This window comes from Streptomyces sp. NBC_00083, assembly GCF_026343295.1.
In the GTDB taxonomy this organism is placed as follows: domain Bacteria; phylum Actinomycetota; class Actinomycetes; order Streptomycetales; family Streptomycetaceae; genus Streptomyces.
Window position 1 is genome coordinate 180,414 of sequence record NZ_JAPELY010000001.1, and the last position, 15,153, is coordinate 195,566.

Genomic DNA, 15,153 nt, shown 5'->3' on the forward strand with positions numbered 1-15,153 from the left:
GGAACGCCGACGGCGGTCATCCCCGTGCGGGGGTGAACCGCCGTCGGCGCGACAGGACTTGCTCGGCGGACGGGGTACTCGCGTACCCCGGTTACTTCGTCGGCTTCTTGCCCGTGATGCCCAGGTGGACCAAGAGCGCCAGGTTCGGGCGGAGTTCGGCCTGTTTGACGCCCCAGGTCTGGAAGCCCTTCTGGTGCGAGGCCACCGACGCGAGCATCGCGACGAGGGAGCCCGCCATCGCCGCGGGGCTGACGTCCTTGTCGACCTTGCCCTTGGTCTGGAGCTCGGTGACCGCGTCCGTAAGGGAGTTGGTGACCGAGTTCAGGATCTTCATGCGGATCTTGTAGAAGCGTTTGTCGCCCTCGGCGGCGCCCAGATCGACGACCCGCAGGATCGCGTCGTTCTTCCGCCAGAAGTCGAGGAAGCCCTCGACGAGCTCCTCGGCCGTCTGCCAGCCCGCCCGGCCGACCCAGGAGCGGCCCTCGACCAGAGCGGTCAACCCGGCGCCCTCCTTGGCCATTTCCTCCGCGATCTCCAGGACGGCGCCCTCGACGTCGGGGAAGTACTGGTAGAAGGTCGCGGGTGAAGTGCCCGCCTTCCGGGCCACATCGATGACTTTTACGTCCCGGTACGGCGACGAGCTGAGCATCTCACTGAGGCAGTCGAGCAGCTTCTGCCGTGTCGCCTGGCCGCGTCGGCCGGCCACGCGGCCGTCGACGGTGCGTACTTGTCCTGTCATGCCGTCAGCTTACCGAGGGGTGATCGGAGCGCTATTCGGCCGAGTGCAAATGGGGGCCCGGGTGCGATGCGCGCCCCCGAGCGCGCGGAACCGGCCCGTCGGGCGCTGCCGCCGGGCGGTCCCGGGGTGGCCGGATCCCGTCCACCACTCGAATGGTGTTATCAACAGCCTGTGGACAACTTTGGTGGACAAGTCGTGCGGCGCCTGGGCCGAGCGCACCGCCGGTGCCCGAAAAGCGGCCATATGTTCGATTGATGCGCCCGCGTCGGACGTGAGGCCTCATTAGCTTGGCCCCGACGGCACCGCACGAGTCGGCACCTCAGGAAGGAAACAGGCGCATGGGCGGATATCCGGAAGGCGCGCCGTGCTGGGCCGACGTCTCGCTCTCCGACGTCGCGGCCGGCCGGCGGTTCTACGGCGAGCTCCTCGGCTGGACCTTCGACGAGGAGAGCGACGACCAGCGGTACGGGCAGTACACCAACGCCTACCGGGAGGGGCGGCGCGTCGCCGCACTCCAGTCCAAGCGGGACGGCCGCATGCCGACCACGTGGACCGTCTACTTCGCCGCGCCCGACGTCCGCGCCCTGACCGCCCGGGTCCGTGCGGCAGGCGGCCAGGTCATCACCGACCCGATGCCGGTGCCGCCGCACGGCACGATGGCGGTCGCCGCCGACCCGGGCGGCGCCGTCTTCGGCCTCTGGCAGGGCGAGGCGCACGCCGGCTTCGAGCGCACCCGCGAGCCCGGCTCGTTCTGCTGGACCGAGGTCTACACCCGCGACAAGGACCAGGCCGACGCGTTCTACGAGTCCGTCTTCGGCTACCTCGGCGCGAGCCCCGGCAGCGCCGACGAGCTGGGCGCCGACATGCGGACCTGGTCGCTGCCCGGCACCGAACCGGGGCCCGGCACGGCCGTCGCCGCCCGCGCCCTGATGTCGCCGGCCTTCCCCGCCGCCCTGCCCGACCACTTCCTCGTCTACTTCCTCGTCGGGGACTGCGACGCGACGGCCGACGCCTGCACCCGGCTCGGCGGCCGGGTCACCGCCGCGCCGTTCGACATCCAGTACGGGCGGATGGCGGTCCTCAACGACAACCAGGGCGCCACCTTCGCCGTCCTCCAGGGCGCGGACACGTAACCGCGCGGGGGTCCGGGATGCCCCCGATCGCGGGAGAACGTCCAGGTCTCGACCCGGGTTGGCCACCGACCACCTCCGGCAGGGAGAATCGGGGTGCCGCGTGAGACGCTGCACGGGGCCGCATTCATGCACGGCCCGTACGGGGAGGTGGCAGGCAAGTGGAGCAGCTGACGCAGCACGACCCGAGGCGGATCGGCCCCTTCGAGGTGCTGGGACGGCTCGGTGCCGGCGGCATGGGGCTCGTCTACCTGGCGCGCTCGGCGTCCGGCCGCCGCGTCGCCATCAAGACGGTGCGCACCGAACTCGCCGAGGACCAGCTCTTCCGGGTCCGCTTCACCCGCGAGGTGGAGGCGGCCCGCGCGGTCAGCGGCTTCTACACCGCCGCCGTCGTCGACGCCGACCCGCGCGCTCCCGTCCCGTGGCTGGCCACCGCCTACGTACCGGCGCCGTCGCTCGAAGAGATCGTGAACGAGTGCGGGCCGCTCCCCGCCCAGGCGGTGCGCTGGCTCGCCGCCGGCATCGCCGAGGCCCTCCAGTCCATCCACGGCGCCGGCCTGGTCCACCGCGACCTGAAGCCGTCCAACGTCCTCGTCGTCGAGGACGGACCGCGCGTGATCGACTTCGGTATCGCGTCCGGGGTCTCCAACACCCGCCTGACCATGACCAACGTCGCGGTCGGCACCCCCGCGTACATGTCACCGGAGCAGGCCAAGGACTCGCGGAGCGTCACCGGCGCCTCCGATGTCTTCTCGCTGGGCTCCACCCTCGTCTTCGCGGCGACCGGGCACGCGCCCTTCCACGGCGCCAACCCCGTCGAGACCGTGTTCATGCTGCTGCGCGAGGGCCCGGACATCACGGGCCTGCCGGACGAGCTGCGTCCGCTCATCGAGTCCTGCATGCAGATGGAGTACCCCAACCGGCCCTCGCCCGAGGACCTCCAGGCGCAGCTCGCCCCCCACCTCTTCGCCTCCGGCTCGGACGACAGCGGCACCGCGTCGGCCTGGCTGCCGCCGCGCTCCGTCGCCATGATCGAGCAGCGCAGGGGCGGCGGCCGCATGCAGCTGCTCGCTCCGCCCGCCGACCCGGCGCCCAGCTCGGCCCCGCGCTCCGCGCGGCCGGCCCCGCAGGCACCGCCCCGGCCCGCGGACCCTCCGTACGCGGCCCGGCACGGCGGCGGCTCCGCCGTCACCTATCCGCCCGTCCACGCCGACGACCCGGTGCGGCTGCCCGGCGCACAGGTGCCCATCGGGCCCGGCCCCCGTGTCGCCGACGCCTCCCGGGCCGCCGTCGACGCCGGCCCGACCACCGGCTGGGTCCGCAGGCCCGGCGCGGCTCCCGCGCAGGCCGTCCAGGCCGCGCCCGTGCCGCCCCCGGCCCATCCGCCGGAAGCGCCGGGCCGCTGGCGACCGTGGCGTTTTCGCATGTCGAACGATGTGTGGGGGACCCCCGCCGTCGCCGGTGACCTGCTGTACGTGACCTCCTTCGAAGTGCACGCCCTGGACGTGGGCACCGGCCGCCGCCAGTTCAAGACGCGCGACGTCGCCTGGGCGATGGCCGTCGAGGCCGGCCGCATCCACGCGTCCGACGGACCCACCCTGTACGCCCTGGACGCGAGCGACGGCGGCGAGCTGTGGCGGCTCCAGGCCGACGCCTGGGTGTACGCCCTCAAGGCCGACCGCGGCACCGTCGTCACCGGCACCCGCGGCGGCGGAGTGCAGGCCTGGGAGGCCGCCAACGGCGAGCAGCTGTGGGCGGTGTCCGGCGCCCAGAGCGACTTCGAGACCCCCGAGGCCGGGCCCGTCATCCACGACGGCACGGTCTACGTCTGGCAGGACGCCCGGCTGCGCGCCCTGGACGCCCGCACCGGCACCGAGCGCTGGTCCTACCCCGTGGGCGACGCGGCCTCCTGCGGCGGCGTCCCCGTCCGCGTCGCCCCCGCCGAGGACGGCTACGTCTACATCGCGGCCGGCACCCGCGTCCTCGCCGTCGACATCGCGTCGGGCCACGTCCGCTGGCACTTCGAGGCCCCGGCGGTCTTCCTGAGCCCGCCCGCGTTCGCGCCCGGCCCCGCCGTGGCGGGCGGCGGGGTGTACCTCGCCGACTACCTCGGCACGGTGTACGCGCTCGACGCCTCCACCGGCAAGGACCGCTGGCGCATCGCCACCGAGGCCCGCAACTCCGTCGAGCCGGTCCTGGTGGCCGACGGCAACGTCCACGTGGGCAGCGGCAACGCGCTCTACACCCTCGACGCGATCACCTCGACCCCCAAGTGGCGCTTCGCGGCGGGCGGCCCGGTCGTGGGCACCCCCGTCGTCGCCGACGGCCGCATCCACTTCGGCTCCGCGGACCACTGCCTCTACACCCTGGACGCGGCGGGCGGCCAGCTCCGCTGGAAGCTCGCCACCGGCGGCGAGATCAGCGGATCTCCCGTGGTGCGCAACGGAGTTGTGTACGCGTGCAGCAAGGACCGCTGCGTCTACGCCCTGGACGCGGTGAAGGGAACGGCCACGTCGGGCTCCCGGTGAGCCCCGCGCATGACGCACCGCCCCGCGCATGACGTACTGTGGCGCTCTCCCATGGCAGACACATCGCTTTCCCCCGCCTCCGTCGTGACCCGGCTGCGCGCCGCCGGCTGCGTGTTCGCCGAGGACGAGACGGAGTTGCTCCTCGCCACGGCCCGCGATCCCGCCGAACTCGCCGGCATGGTGGCGCGCAGAGTCTCCGGCCTGCCCCTCGAACACGTGCTGGGCTGGGCCGAGTTCCACGGCCTGAAGGTCGCGGTCGGCCCCGGGGTGTTCGTGCCGCGCCGCCGGACCGAGTTCCTCGTCCAGCAGGCGCTGGCCGCGGCGGACCCGTCCCGCCCGGCCGTCGTCGTGGACCTGTGCTGCGGCTCGGGGGCGCTCGGCGCGGCCCTGGCGTCGGCGCTCCCGCACGCCGAACTGCACGCCGCCGACATCGACCCCGCCGCCGTGGCGTTCGCCCGCCGCAACCTGGCCGCGCTCGGCGGGCACGTCCACGAGGGCGACCTGTTCGAGCCGCTCCCCGCGGAGCTGCGCGGCCGCGTCTCCCTCCTCACGGCGAACGTCCCCTACGTCCCCTCCGACGAGGTGAGCCTGCTGCCGCCCGAGGCCCGCGACCACGAACCGCTGGTCGCCCTGGACGGCGGCGCGGACGGACTCGACATCATGCGCCGCGTCGCCCTCGCCGCACCAAAGTGGCTCGCCCCCGGCGGCACCCTCCTCATGGAGACCAGCGAACGCCAGGTCCCGGGCGCCCTCGCCGCGATGTCGGCCGGCGGCCTGCGCGCCCGCATCATCACCTCGGACGAGCTGTACGCCACGGTGGTGACGGGCGTACGCGAGTAAGGGCGTACGGGATGTGCGTGCGCGGAGTTGCGGGGGCGTGGGTGCCGGAGACCGGCGGCGCGGAGCCGGGCGGCTACTTGAGTCGGGGCTCGTCCGCGGGCGGCTCCTCCGTCGGCTCCTCGGCGCCCGGGGGTTCCGTCGCGCGGGGCTCGTAGGGCGCGCCGACGGGGTGCCCGTGCGTGTATGGCGAATCCGAGGCGTGCCGGTAGGTCTCGCCGGGGCGCTGTTGGGCGTGCGGGGCGCCTCCCGGACCACCGGTGTCTCCCGGACCACCGGGGTCTCCCGGACCACCGGGGCCTCCCGGACCACCGGTGTCTCCCGGGCCTTCCGGGCCTTCCGGGTCCGCCGGGTGCGGGCCGGGGTGTTGAAGGGGAGCCCCGGTCTGCTGGGTCCGGCCCTGCTGCTCCGCGCGGGGCCGCTCCTGCTCGTAGGCGGCCCCGCCCGCGGGCTCGTCGTGCCGGGCCTCCCCCGCCTCGTACGGGGACTGCTCGCCGCGCCGGGCCTCCTCGGTCGGCACGCCGTAGCGGCTGCGCGCCGGCGTGGCGCGGCGTCCCGACATCAGGGCCGCGCCGATCAGCATCACCACGCCACCGCCCAGCGCGAGCGCCACGCCCTGCCCGAGGCCCTTGCCGGACGAGTCAATGGTCATGCTGCCCGCGGCCTGGCCCTGGCGCACCATCCACAGCACGGTGAAGCCGAGCACCACGATCGCCGCGACGACGACGAGGAGACGGGAGCGCAGCACCAGCGCGATCAAGGTGACCAGGGCGGCGAAGGCGAACGGCAGCAGCATCGAGCCCGCCACCTCGGCCTTGTCGGCGGAGATGCCGGTGAACAGATCGTCGATGCGGTAGGCGCTGCCGTGACGGCCGTCGTACCAGGCACGGAAGGGGCTCCAGACGGCGGCCGCCGCTCCGACGAGAGCGAGGACCGAGCCGATCACATTGCGGACCATCTCCGGCCCTCCTTACAGACGGCTCTCGTTGCCGACGCTACGCCCGCTGCGGGCCCGCCGCTACCCGACCGGCCCCGCGCCGGTGGCGGCCCGAGGCCGGTAGGGGTACGGAGGGGACGGCGCGGAGATCATGTGCCCGGCGGTGCGGGTGCCATGAAACCCCGCCGCATGTCCGTGCCGACCACTGTTACGGTGTCGGCCGGTCTTCGGAGGGGGGCGGCGTGTTCCGTCGCGGAATGAAAGTCGCGGCCGTGCTGGCAGGGACGGTGCTCGCACTGACGGGGTTCTCGGGCCACGGCCACGGGCACGGCAGCCACGGGTCGAGCTCGGGTGGGGGTTGCTCCAACTCGCACAAGAGCAACGGTGGTTCGGGCACGAGTAGCAGCGGCAGCGGCTCCACCGGCAGTACGGATGCCCCCTACGGCGGCGGCACGAGCGGCTACAACGGAAACCGCTACAGCACGAGCGGCACCACCTCCGGCTCCAGCGGGCGTTCCACGCCCGGAAGTTCGACCTCCGTCTCCTCGTCCGTCACCGAGTGTGCCTCGTCGGCCACGGGGGTGGCGAGGTCCACGGTGCGGGTGGTGACGTACGGCTCCGGGTCCGGCAGCAGCCGCTACCAGGTGCGGGTGGCTTTCCTTGACGCGGGTGGTGCGACGGTCGACGAGGGGGCCACCACGGTGAGCATGACGCCGGGTGCGTCCCGCTACATCACGGTGCCGATGCCCCACCCCGCCCTCCTCCCCAAGGTGTCCCGCTGCACCACCACGGTGACCTCTTCCTGACTGCGCCGGGTGCCCTACGTCTTGAGGGGCGCGGGACTGTGCCGATTGCGCGGCTCCGCCGCGGTGGGCGCGGCTGGGGGGCTGCGGCTCCGGGTGCCCCACAGGGGCGCGGGGAACTGCGCGGGTGCCCCGCCACGGCCCGCAGGCGAAAGCGGGGCCCCTGGGGCTCCGCCCCAGACCCCGTTCGCGCCTGAAGGGCGCTCGTCCTCAATCGCCGGACAGGCTGAGGATGCCCAGCCTGGGCACCCTGCCAAGGCCGACCCACCCAGGGGCGCGGGGAACTGCGCGAGACGCGGGCGAGGGCCGCAGGCGAAAGCGGGGTCGCTCGTACAGGCACCCTGCCAAGGCCGACCCACCCAGGGGTGCGGGGAACTGCGCGAGACGCGGGCGCGGGCCGCAGGCGAAAAGGGTGGGCTCCCTGCGCAATAGGGGCGCTCAGCGCAGGCGGTAGCCCGATCGTCGTGCGGCGAACAGCTCGGTCTGGCGGTCCGGCGGCAGGTTGCCGAGCGCCACGAACGCCGGGGCCCGGGAGTGCGCCTGCCCCAGCACCCCCTCCCGCGCGGCCCACAGCGACCGCACCGTCCCCTGCACGGCCGCCGTCGGAAACGACGCGATCGTCTCGGCACACCGCACCGCCGCCCCCACCTCACCCCCCGGCGCCGCCAGTTCGCTGACGAAGCCGATCTCGTACGCCCGCCGCGCGGACATCCGCTCGGCCGTCCCCATGAGGGCGAGCCGCGCCGCCTCGCCGTGCGGCATCCGCAGCGCCAGGTACATCGACTCGTAGGCGCTGACCATTCCGTACGTCGTGTGCGGGTCGAAGAACGCCGCGTCCTCCGCCGCGATCACGAAGTCGGCCTCGCCGAGCAGGTAGAACGCCCCGCCGCAGGCCATCCCGCGCACGGCCGCGATCACCGGCTTCCACAGGTCGTTGGCCTTCGGGCCGATCGAGACTAGGGGATCATCGGTGGAGTAGGGGGACGAGGGCTGCGCGACCTCGGCCGAGCGGTCGATCCCGGTGCAGAACGCCCGCTCCCCGGCGCCGGTCAGAACGACCGCGCGTACGGTGTCGTCGAACCTCAACTCCCGCCACAGCGCCGCGAGTTCCGCCGCCGTCGGCAGGTCGATCGCGTTGAGGCGTTCGGGGCGGTCCAGGGTGACGACCGCGACGCCGGTCTCCTTCTCGCGGGCCACCCGGACGCTCATGCGCGCTCCAGGAGCCAGCGCGGCACGCTCACCCCGTCGACCTCGGTGAACGCGACCTGGACGCGCGCGCCGATCCGCAGGCGCGCCGGGTCGACCGAGTCGAGCGCCGCGTCCGGCTCGGCGACCACGTTGCCGACCAGGCGGATCAGCGGGTCCTCGGCGAGCTCGACCACGACCGCGTTGTAGGGGGCCACCGCCGCGTAGTCGGGGAGCAGCGGGGGATGCGGGAAGACGTACGACCAGACGCGGCCGCGGCCCGAGACCCGGCGCCACTCGCTCTCGAAGGACTGGCAGTGCGGGCAGCAGGGGCGGGGCGGGAAGCGGAGCCGGCCGCAGTCGGGCGCGGCGCAGGCCTGGACGCGGAGTTCGCCGCGGGCCGCGTACTCCCAGAAGGGGGCGCCGTCGTCGTCCACAACGGGTGACAGCATCTCTCAACTCCTCAGCAGAAGGGCGGAGGTGGGGACTCCCTCGCCCGCGGTGACCAGGCAGGTGGCGGCGTTCGGGACCTGGGCGGTGCCGACGCCGCGCAGCTGTTTCACGCCCTCGTTGATGAGGTTGAAGCCGTGCACATAGGCCTCGCTCAGACCGCCGCCGCCGGTGTTGATGGGCAGCCGTCCGCCGATCTCCAGGGCGCCGCCCTCGGTGAACGCGGCGCCCTCGCCGCGTCCGCAGAAGCCGTAGCCTTCGAGGGAGAGCGGGATGAGCGGGGTGAACGCGTCGTAGATCTGCGCCACGTCGACGTCGTCGGGTCCGAAGTCGGCCTGTTTCCACAGGTGTCGGGCGGCGGTCCAGGCGGGGCCGGTCAGCGGGTCGTCGTTCCAGTAGTTGACCATGCCGTGGTGCTGGGCGGGCAGGCCCTGGGCGGCGGAGTGCACGTACACCGGCTTCTGCCGGCAGTCGCGGGCCCGTTCGGCGGAGACGACGACGCAGGCCAGCGCGCCGTCGGTCTCCAGGCAGTTGTCGAAGAGGCACAGGGGGTCGCTGATCCAGCGGGAGGTCATGTACATCTCGCGGGTCAGCGGCCGTTCGTACATCATCGCGGCCGGGTTCTGGTTGGCGCGGTTGCGGCAGGCGAGGGCCACGTTGAAGAGGTGGTCGCGGGTGGCGCCGTACTCGTGGAAGTAGCGGCGGGCCAGCATGCCGATCTCGTCGGCGGGCCGCAGCAGGCCGAAGGGGCGGGTCCACTGGCCCGGGGTGGGCAGCTGGACCGCGGTGTTCTTCCAGGGCCTCGGGCCGCTGCCGCGCTTGCGGGAGCGCCAGGCGATGCCCACGTTCGCCTGTCCGGTGGCGATCGCGGCGGCGAGGTGGCCGACGGTCGCGCAGGAACCGCCGCCGCCGTAGCCGATCTTGCTGAAGAAGGTCACGTCCCCCGCGCCGATGGACTTGGCGATCTCGACCTCGTCGGTCTCCTCCATCGTGTACGAGGCGAACGCGTCGACCTCGGACGGGCTGATCCCCGCGTCGTCGAGCGCGGCGACGATCGCCCGGCACGCCAACGTCTTCTCGGATGCGGGCAGTTGCTTGGCGAACGGCGTCTGCCCGATGCCGACTATGGCTGTCGCGTCCTTCAGAGTGGCCATGGCCCCACCTCCACGAGCGTCACCAGTGCTGACAGCGGAGGAGGCTACAGCTAATCTGACGGTTAGTCAGCTAGCGTGGGGAGGGCTTTCGATGGGGCTTTCGGTGCGTGGGGACCTGGAGTGGGGCACGATCGCGAAGCTGGTACGCGGCGCCGCCGAGCGCTACGGCGACCGGGAGGCGGTCGTCGAGGGCCGCGGCCGCATCTCGTACGCGGAGCTGGGCGAGCGGATCGAGCGGGCCGCCGCCGCGTGCATCGCGGCCGGGGTCGAGCCGGGGGACCGGGTCGCCGTCTGGGCCCCCAACACCGCGGAGTGGATCGTCTCGGCGCTCGGCGCGGTGTGCGCGGGCGCGGTGCTCGTGCCGCTGAACACCCGGTTCAAGGGCGCGGAAGCGGCGTACGTCCTCGAAAGCAGCCGCGCCAGGCTCCTCTTCGTCACCGGCACCTTCCTCGGCACCTCCTACGTCGCCTCGCTGCGCCGCGCGACGGCCGAGGGGCCGGGCCCCGGCCCGCTGCCCTCCCTGCCGCACCTGGAGCAGGTGGTGGTCCTCTCGGACGACGCCCCGGACGCCTTCCGCACCTGGAAGGACTTCCTGGCCGGCGGGGAGGCGGTGTCGGGCGCGGAGGTCGGGGCCCGCGCGGACGCCATCGCCCCGGACTCCCCGTCCGACATCGTCTACACCTCGGGCACCACCGGCCGCCCCAAGGGCGCGGTGATCACCCACGCGCAGACGCTGCGCGGCTATGCGATCTGGTCGGAGCTGGCGGGGCTGCGCGAGGGCGACCGCTATCTGATCGTGAACCCGTTCTTCCACACCTTCGGCTACAAGGCGGGCATCATCGCCTGCCTCATGCGGGGCGCGACGATGGTGCCGCAGCCGGTGTTCAACGTCGACACCGCCCTCGCCAACATCGCCGCCGAACGCATCTCGGTGCTGCCGGGCCCGCCCACCCTGCACCAGGCGCTCCTCGACCACCCCGCGCGCGACCAGCACGACCTGAGCGCGCTGCGGCTCGTGGTGACCGGCGCGGCGGTGGTGCCGCTGCGGCTGGTGGAACGGCTGCGCACGGAGCTGGGCGTCGGCACCGTCCTGACCGCGTACGGGCTCTCCGAGGCGAGCGGCATCGTCACGATGTGCCGCCGCGGCGACCCGCCGGAGGTCATCGCCTCGACCTCGGGCCGCGCGATCCCCGGCACGGAGCTGCGGGTCCTGGCCGACCCGGGCGAGCCCGGCGAGATCCTGGTCCGCGGCTTCACCGTGATGCGGGGCTACTTCGAGGACGCGGCGGAGACGGCCGGCGCCATCGACGAGGACGGCTGGCTGCACACCGGCGACATCGGCGTCCTCGACCCCGCGGGCAACCTCCGCGTCACCGACCGGATCAAGGACATGTTCATCGTCGGCGGCTTCAACGCCTACCCGGCGGAGATAGAGCAACTCCTGGGCCTGCACCCGGCGGTGGCCGACGTCGCCGTCATCGGCATCCCGGACCCCCGCCTCGGCGAGGTGTGCCGCGCGTACGTGGTCCGCCGGCCCGGCTCCCGGGTGACGGCGGACGACCTGATCGCGTGGTCCCGCCGGGAAATGGCGAACTACAAGGTGCCCAGAGAGGTCGAGTTCGTCACCGGCCTCCCGCGCAACGCGAGCGGCAAGGTGATGAAGGGAGAGCTGCGGGGGAGGTAGGGCGTCGGCGGGGCGACCCGCGCCGGAGCGACGCGGCCCCCCACGCAGCGGCCGGCCGCGGTGCGGGACCCTCCCCCGAGGTGGTCCCGTACCGCGGCCGGCCGTGGTGCCGGCTGCGGCGGCTCCCCTCCCGCGCCGCCGCGGCCGTCCCCCGCTCGGTTGGTCTGCCGTGCCTACGACCGCCGGGGCTCGGTCGTGGCGTGCTGGTCGAGCGTGATGACCGGCGGCTCGTCCGTGGCGTGCTGATCAAGCGTGACGACGGGGCTGCCGGTGGCGTGCTGGTCGAGCGTGGTGATGGCGGGCTGGTCCGTGGCGTGCTGGTCCTGCGGCGTGACGATCGGCGGCTCGTTCTTCTTCACGTCGCTCATGATTCTCATCTCCCGTTGAAGACGCTGCCTTCTTCCTCGGCGAAACCGTCCGGCCACTCCCCCGAGGGTGGCCGGACGGGCTTGCCAGGGCCGGTCGACCTGGCGGCCGGCTTCCCCGCCGGCCCCCGTGCCCCCCGACACGTTGGGCCGACATCCATGAGAATGGCGGGTGCCGATAAACGTTCAATGAACGTGCCGGCCCGGTGCCGTCAAGCGGCCGCGATCGGGGCGAGCAGCGCCCGGACCTGGACGGCCTCCGGCGAGCCCAGCTCCTCGAAGATGGCCAGCGCGTCCCGCCAGCAGACCTGCGCACGGCCCGCGTGCCCGATGCCGGCGAGCGCCCGCCCGAGCACCGTCAGCACATTGCCGCGCCGCCACTCGCCGCCGATGCCGCGCAGCACCGTGAGCGCCATCTCGGCGTTGACCGCGGCCCGTGCGGGCCGCCTGCCCGCGAGGTCGACCTCCGCGAGCCGGAACAGCGTCATGCCCTCCCACAGCCGCTGACGGCTGTCCCGGAACACCGCGAGCGCCTCGTTGAGCCGGTCCGTCGCCGCGCGCAGCCGGCCGCTCTGCGTCAGCGCCAGCCCCAGCGCGTACCGGGCGTTGGCGCCGCGCAGTTCGTGCCCCATCGCGTCGTAGATGGCGAGGCCCTCCTCGGCGAGGGCCACCGCGCTCTCGGTGCGGCCCATGGCCAGGTGGATCCGGGACAGGTTGCACAGCGCGCTCGCCTCGCCGGGCCGGTTGTCGTCCGCGCGGAACGCGTCGATGGCGCGGGTCAGATGCGTCTCGCCGTCGGTGTGCCGGTTCTGGTAGAGCGCGATGATCCCGCGCGCGTTGGAGGCCCAGCACAGCGGCAGCGGGTCCCGGGTCGGCGCGGCGAGCCGCATCGCCTCCTGCGCCTCGCGGTCGGCCGGCTCGAAGCGGCCCGCCAGTTGGTGCACATTGGCGAGCGTCATCACCGCGCGTCCCTCGGCCCGGGTGTCGGCCACCGTGCGGGCCGCCTCGCGGACGGCCTCCGCGGTCGCCTCGTACTGCTTGGAGTTGGCGCCGGACTCGCCCAGGTCGAGCGCCGCGTACAGCAGGTCGACGGCGCGGCGCAGGGTGCGCGGCCCCGACTGCTGGCGCACGCAGGCGAGCAGTGGGTCGGCCTCGGCGTACAGCCAGTCCTGCGCCGAGCGCCGGTCGTCGAAGGAGAGCCCCCGGTGCGCGGTCGGCTCCAGGTGGTCCACGAGCCGGTCGCCCGGCCGTTCCAGCGCGTACACCCCGGCCGCCGTCGCCAGGTAGAAGTCGAGCAGCCGCGACATCGCCGACTCCCGCTCCGCCGCCGGCAGGTCCGCGCGCTCGGCGCAGGACCGCGCGTAGAGGCGTACGAGATCGTGGTAGCGGTAGCGGCCGGGCGCCGCGGACTCCACCAGGCTGGTGTCGACCAGCGACTCCAGGAGGTCCTCGGTCTCCTGCTCGGGCAGGTCGAGGGCGGCGGCCGCCGCGGCGAGCGAGATGTCGGGCCCGTCGGGCAGCCCGAGGAGGCGGAACGCGCGGGACTGCGCGGGCTCCAGATGGCCGTAGCCGAGCTCGAAGGTGGCCTTCACCGCGAGGTCGCCGGCCTGGAGCTCGTCCAGGCGGCGCCGCTCGTCCGCGAGCTTCGCCGCGAGCACCGACACCGTCCAGGTGCGGCGCGAGGCGAGCCGGGAGGCCGCGATGCGGATGGCGAGCGGCAGGAACCCGCAGGCGGCCACCACGTCGAGGGCCGCCTCCCGCTCGGCGGACACCCGCTCCGCCCCGACGATCTTCGTGAAGAGCTGGAGCGCCTCTTCGGGCGACATCACATCCAGGTCGACGAGGTGCGCGCCGGCCAGGTCGACCATCCGGATCCGGCTGGTGACGAGCGCCGCGCACCCCGCGGTGCCGGGCAGCAGCGGCCGGATCTGCGCCGCGTCCCGGGCGTTGTCGAGCAGGACGAGCACGCGGCGCCCGTCGAGGGTGGAGCGGAACAGGGCGGCCCGCTCCTCCGTCGAGTCGGGGATCGCCGAGTCCGGGGTGCCGAGTGCGCGCAGGAACGCCCCGAGTACGGTCTCCGGCTCGGCGTAGGACGCTCCGGCGCCCTGGAGGTCGACGTACAGCTGTCCGTCGGGGAAGCAGGGGCGCGCGGCGTGGGCGACGTGCACGGCGAGGGTGGTCTTGCCGACGCCTCCGATGCCGGCGAGCGCGGAGACCGCCATGACCGTGGTCTCGGCGTCGGCGAGCCGTGCGGTGAGCTCGCGCACGAACGAGGAGCGCCCGGTGAAGTCCGGTACGGAGGCGGGCAGTTGGGCCGGGCGCACCGGAGCGGGCGCGCCCGTCGCGTCCGCGGGCGCCGTGGGGTTGCGGGCCAGCTGCTCGTCGGCGCGCAGGATGCGCTCCTGGAGGCGGGAGAGTTCGGGGCGCGGGTCCACGCCGAGTTCGTCGGCGAGCAGCCGCCGGGTGTCCGCGTACACGGCGAGCGCCTCGGCCTGCCGGCCGCTGCGGTACAGCGCCAGCATGAGCAGTTCGCGCAGGCGCTCGCGCAGCGGATGGGCGGCGGTCAGCGCGGTCAGCTCCGAGACGGCCTCGGCGTGCGCTCCGGCTTCCAGGTCCATGTCAAGACGCGCCTCGACGAGCTGGAGGCGCCACTCGGCGAGCCGGGTGCGCTGGTTCTCGGCGTAGGGGCCCGGCACGTTGGCCAGCGGCTCGCCGTCCCAGTGGGCGAGCGCGGCGTTCAGCAGGTGGCGGGCCCGCGCCCGGTCGCCGTCGGCCCGCGCCTTGTCCGCGGCGGCGGCCAGCTCCTGGGCGCGGGCGAGGTCGAGCGCGCCCGCACCCGCCCGGATCGCGTACCCCCCGGACTCGCTGACCAGGACCCCGGGGTCGAGGACCTTGCGCAGCCTGGAGGCGTACGTACGGATCGTGGCGAGCGCCTGCGAGGGCGGCTCCTCGCCCCAGATGGCGTCGATGAGTTCGGACGCGGTCGCGGTGCGGCCGTCACGCAGCAGCAGGGCGGCGAGCAGGGCGCGCTGCTGCGGAGAACCGGACGGCAGGAGCTCCTCGCCCCGCCAGGCCCGCACGGGTCCGAGTACGCCGAAGCGGAACCCGGCTCCGGTCGTCTCCGGAGCGCGCTGCTGCGGTACGCGCGGCCCGCCGTCACGGTCCATTGCTGCCCCCTGTACCCCCGAACTCCTGGCCTTGCCCCCGTCAGTCTGCCCTGTCCGGAGGCGTCGCGTCAGCAAGGGGTGACGCTCTGCACAAGGCCTCGACACATGCCCTTCACACGCATCGGGGGGCCGACGGTTCCCGGAACCGGATCCAACTTACTGACGGATCGTCAG

The 15,153-nt window shown here is 73.8% G+C and carries 12 protein-coding genes; 5 read left to right on the top strand and 7 right to left on the bottom strand.

The features are described from left to right. Positions 1-91: 91 nt before the first annotated feature. Positions 92-739, bottom strand: coding sequence for a TetR family transcriptional regulator (locus tag OOJ98_RS00840; protein WP_267052668.1), 648 nt, complete (start codon positions 737-739; stop codon positions 92-94). Positions 740-1,077: 338 nt separating this feature from the next. Between OOJ98_RS00840 and OOJ98_RS00845 the strand changes: the two genes are divergently transcribed. From OOJ98_RS00845 to OOJ98_RS00855, 3 genes are all read left to right on the top strand, one after another. Then, positions 1,078-1,872 carry a VOC family protein gene (locus OOJ98_RS00845; protein WP_267052669.1) on the top strand — a complete coding sequence of 265 codons (795 nt, stop codon included), beginning with the start codon at positions 1,078-1,080 and terminating at the stop codon, positions 1,870-1,872. Positions 1,873-2,030: 158 nt separating this feature from the next. Further along, entirely contained in the window at positions 2,031-4,397 is a 2,367-nt protein-coding gene (locus OOJ98_RS00850; RefSeq protein WP_267052670.1) for a PQQ-binding-like beta-propeller repeat protein, read from the top strand. Between the two features lie 51 nt (positions 4,398-4,448). Next, entirely contained in the window at positions 4,449-5,237 is a 789-nt protein-coding gene (locus tag OOJ98_RS00855) for a putative protein N(5)-glutamine methyltransferase (protein WP_267052671.1), read from the top strand. 73 nt (positions 5,238-5,310) lie between these two features. Here the strand turns inward: OOJ98_RS00855 and OOJ98_RS34810 are convergent, their stop codons facing one another. Then, the gene (locus OOJ98_RS34810; protein WP_323177872.1) at positions 5,311-6,192 is read right to left on the bottom strand and encodes a hypothetical protein; all 882 of its coding nucleotides are present in this window, start codon (positions 6,190-6,192) and stop codon (positions 5,311-5,313) included. Positions 6,193-6,443: 251 nt separating this feature from the next. Here OOJ98_RS34810 and OOJ98_RS00865 point away from each other — a divergent pair, with 251 nt between their 5' ends. After that, positions 6,444-6,977, top strand: a complete 534-nt coding sequence (locus OOJ98_RS00865; protein WP_267052672.1) for a hypothetical protein — start codon at positions 6,444-6,446, stop codon at positions 6,975-6,977. A 435-nt stretch (positions 6,978-7,412) separates the two neighbouring features. Here OOJ98_RS00865 and OOJ98_RS00870 read toward each other — a convergent pair whose 3' ends face one another. From OOJ98_RS00870 to OOJ98_RS00880, 3 genes are read right to left on the bottom strand one after another with little or no spacing between them, the layout of a single operon-like run. Next, entirely contained in the window at positions 7,413-8,183 is a 771-nt protein-coding gene (locus OOJ98_RS00870; RefSeq protein ID WP_267052673.1) for an enoyl-CoA hydratase/isomerase family protein, read from the bottom strand. Then, positions 8,180-8,611, bottom strand: coding sequence for a Zn-ribbon domain-containing OB-fold protein (locus OOJ98_RS00875; RefSeq protein WP_267052674.1), 432 nt, complete (start codon positions 8,609-8,611; stop codon positions 8,180-8,182). Before OOJ98_RS00875 ends, OOJ98_RS00870 begins: the two co-directional genes overlap by 4 nt. A 3-nt stretch (positions 8,612-8,614) precedes the next feature. Beyond that, the gene (locus tag OOJ98_RS00880; RefSeq protein WP_267052675.1) at positions 8,615-9,763 is read right to left on the bottom strand and encodes a lipid-transfer protein; all 1,149 of its coding nucleotides are present in this window, start codon (positions 9,761-9,763) and stop codon (positions 8,615-8,617) included. A 103-nt stretch (positions 9,764-9,866) separates the two neighbouring features. Here OOJ98_RS00880 and OOJ98_RS00885 point away from each other — a divergent pair, with 103 nt between their 5' ends. Then, positions 9,867-11,447, top strand: coding sequence for a FadD3 family acyl-CoA ligase (locus tag OOJ98_RS00885; protein WP_323177903.1), 1,581 nt, complete (start codon positions 9,867-9,869; stop codon positions 11,445-11,447). 173 nt (positions 11,448-11,620) lie between these two features. Here OOJ98_RS00885 and OOJ98_RS00890 read toward each other — a convergent pair whose 3' ends face one another. Beyond that, a complete protein-coding gene (locus OOJ98_RS00890; RefSeq protein WP_267052677.1) occupies positions 11,621-11,815 on the bottom strand; it encodes a hypothetical protein in 195 nt (64 codons plus the stop codon). Between the two features lie 209 nt (positions 11,816-12,024). Then, positions 12,025-14,979, bottom strand: a complete 2,955-nt coding sequence (locus tag OOJ98_RS00895) for an AfsR/SARP family transcriptional regulator (RefSeq protein ID WP_267052678.1) — start codon at positions 14,977-14,979, stop codon at positions 12,025-12,027. Between the last annotated feature and the right edge of the window lie 174 nt (positions 14,980-15,153).

What these genes read in the sequence shown, in the direction of transcription:
- OOJ98_RS00840 (WP_267052668.1), bottom strand. Translation starts at nt 739, where the DNA reads ATGACAGGACAAGTACGCACCGTCGACGGCCGCGTGGCCGGCCGACGC.
- OOJ98_RS00845 (WP_267052669.1), top strand. Translation starts at nt 1,078, where the DNA reads ATGGGCGGATATCCGGAAGGCGCGCCGTGCTGGGCCGACGTCTCGCTC.
- OOJ98_RS00855 (WP_267052671.1), top strand. Translation starts at nt 4,449, where the DNA reads ATGGCAGACACATCGCTTTCCCCCGCCTCCGTCGTGACCCGGCTGCGC.
- OOJ98_RS34810 (WP_323177872.1), bottom strand. Translation starts at nt 6,192, where the DNA reads ATGGTCCGCAATGTGATCGGCTCGGTCCTCGCTCTCGTCGGAGCGGCG.
- OOJ98_RS00870 (WP_267052673.1), bottom strand. Translation starts at nt 8,183, where the DNA reads ATGAGCGTCCGGGTGGCCCGCGAGAAGGAGACCGGCGTCGCGGTCGTC.
- OOJ98_RS00875 (WP_267052674.1), bottom strand. Translation starts at nt 8,611, where the DNA reads ATGCTGTCACCCGTTGTGGACGACGACGGCGCCCCCTTCTGGGAGTAC.
- OOJ98_RS00880 (WP_267052675.1), bottom strand. Translation starts at nt 9,763, where the DNA reads ATGGCCACTCTGAAGGACGCGACAGCCATAGTCGGCATCGGGCAGACG.
- OOJ98_RS00890 (WP_267052677.1), bottom strand. Translation starts at nt 11,815, where the DNA reads ATGAGCGACGTGAAGAAGAACGAGCCGCCGATCGTCACGCCGCAGGAC.
- OOJ98_RS00895 (WP_267052678.1), bottom strand. Translation starts at nt 14,979, where the DNA reads ATGGACCGTGACGGCGGGCCGCGCGTACCGCAGCAGCGCGCTCCGGAG.